The sequence below is a fragment of the Bradyrhizobium sp. 142 genome (genome assembly GCF_023074015.1).
Taxonomy (GTDB): domain Bacteria; phylum Pseudomonadota; class Alphaproteobacteria; order Rhizobiales; family Xanthobacteraceae; genus Bradyrhizobium.
The window spans coordinates 1-1,790 of the sequence record NZ_JADPKQ010000067.1 but is presented as its reverse complement, the minus strand read 5'-3'; the positions used below and the strand labels follow the sequence as shown (position 1 = coordinate 1,790).

At 63.0% G+C, this 1,790-nt stretch carries 2 protein-coding genes and 1 pseudogene; 1 reads left to right on the top strand and 2 read right to left on the bottom strand.

The features are described 5' to 3' along the window. Window positions 1-188: 188 nt before the first annotated feature. Window positions 189-917, bottom strand: a complete 729-nt coding sequence (locus IVA82_RS07310) for an MBL fold metallo-hydrolase (RefSeq protein ID WP_247385878.1) — start codon at window positions 915-917, stop codon at window positions 189-191. Then, window positions 914-1,225 (bottom strand): glutathione S-transferase C-terminal domain-containing protein, encoded by a 312-nt coding sequence (locus IVA82_RS07305; RefSeq protein ID WP_247385879.1) that lies wholly within the window; start codon window positions 1,223-1,225, stop codon window positions 914-916. Before IVA82_RS07305 ends, IVA82_RS07310 begins: the two co-directional genes overlap by 4 nt. Window positions 1,226-1,558: 333 nt before the next feature. On the opposite strand from IVA82_RS07305, the pseudogene IVA82_RS07300 reads away from it, so the two are divergent. Beyond that, window positions 1,559-1,790: pseudogene (locus tag IVA82_RS07300) on the top strand (integrase); the annotation flags it as partial.

The window sequence follows — 1,790 nt, the reverse complement described above, 5'->3', positions numbered from 1 at the left end:
TCAGGGCCGGCCGCTGCTCGGACCGCCACGAAGCGGGCGCGAGACCAGGGATTTTCTGCGCAACGCCCACGCCGATCTTCCAGCGGCCGTCGAGGCCATCCGCCAATACTGGATGCCGATCCGCTACGCTCGCGCCCGCTGATCACCGCAGACGTGGGAGCTCATACCGGTTACCTTCAGTCATCGGATCACGCAGCGGCAGCTGTCATGCCTGAATTGGCTGCCCTGATCTTCGCTGCCTCCGGTGGTGCCGGCGGAATCTCGGCGGTCATGAATCGAACGAACTCGGCTTCGTCCGCGATCTTGAATGCCTGATTATTCCGCTTCTCGAAGCCGATGGTGGACCATGGCTTGCCACTCAGCCGCCGGCCGCAAACTGAGCCAGCATAGGCTCCAGGCAACACATCGACATACTCGGGAAGCTCCTTCAGCCGGTGCACGCTTCGGAACAATTGCCGTGAACCTTCCTCGGCGTTCGCGGCAAGTTCAGTGCGGCCGAGATCGCCGACCATCAGGGTGTGGCCGGTCAACACGAACCACGGGTCGTCGGCGCGCGTCCGGTCCGTCACGAGAATGCAGATATGCTCTGGCGTGTGCAGCACCGTTGCCGAGACGTTACCAAGCGGAAGAACGTCGCCATCGCACACCGCCTTGTATGGGAACGAGACCGCCGCATCTGCCGAGAGGACGTATTCGGCCCCCGCCGCGGCGGCAAGAGCCCGGCCCGCCGACAGGTGGTCGGCATGGACATGCGTGTCGATGACGAAATGTATCCGCATGCCGGTATTGTCGGCAGCCTTCAGGTAGGGCTGAATGTCGCCAACCGGATCAACTACGGCACCCGTAGCCTTGCCGCCGCAGCCGAAGAGGTAGGAGATGCCGACCGGATCGCTATGCAGGAACTGGCGTAGAATCATGGGCTCGCTTCATGACATTCGGCGCCGTCAAGAGATCCGGAAAGAACCGGGCGCGCATCCGCTCCGCGTAGTCGAGACACCCGGGTTGCGATCGCAGATACGATCGGATGGGCGTGTCGATCGGAGTGAGCACCGAAGAGGCGAGCGTAACCGAAGACCACGGCGTCAATGCTCGACGGCGTGTCGCCGTAGAAGTACGGACCGGGGCCTATCACGGTCAGCACCGCACGCCAGTCGCGCAGCGCCGATTCCACGATCTCTTCGGTGAGTCCCTGGAACCAGAGTATTTTGCCGACCTGCTTCGCCACGAGATGCGATACCAGGGGACGCACCAGCGTCGGCAGCGCATCGAAGCGTTGGTGTGACGTTGACCTTCCTCGCGGATCAGATGCGTGTAGGCCAGAACGAACGCGTAGTGCTCCTCCAGCGTGCGCTGGACCAGCAGGGCGACGGCGCGCTGTGATGGGTTCAGGTCGGCGTCGAGATCGACGCCGCGCGTGCGCGGTCGATGATGATCGTCGTATCCGCGACGATCACGCCGCCGTCGTCGACGAATGGCAGTTTGCCTCGCGGTCCCTTGCGCGGATTCGTCGTGACCGCGACTTCGTAGGGAATGCCGGCGATCCGCAGCCACGTCTCGAGCTTGCATGGGCCATGCCAAGGGTTCGGTAACGAGCGAATACATCCATACGCTTGATACAGCGCTCATCATGGCTGCGGATACGATTTCCGGCGACGTTCAGGAACTGCTTGACGGCATCGAGTTCAAGCAGGCCGCCTACGCGGGATTCACGAAAAGCCGCACTGGCCCGCTTCCTGAAGAGGGCTTCGGGCGGCCATCCAGAGGAGGGCGAGAGGAGCGCCGCTTGGTTG

Bases quoted from the DNA above. Each gene is read 5' to 3' on its own strand.
- IVA82_RS07310 (WP_247385878.1), bottom strand. From the start codon at position 917: ATGATTCTACGCCAGTTCCTGCATAGCGATCCGGTCGGCATCTCCTAC.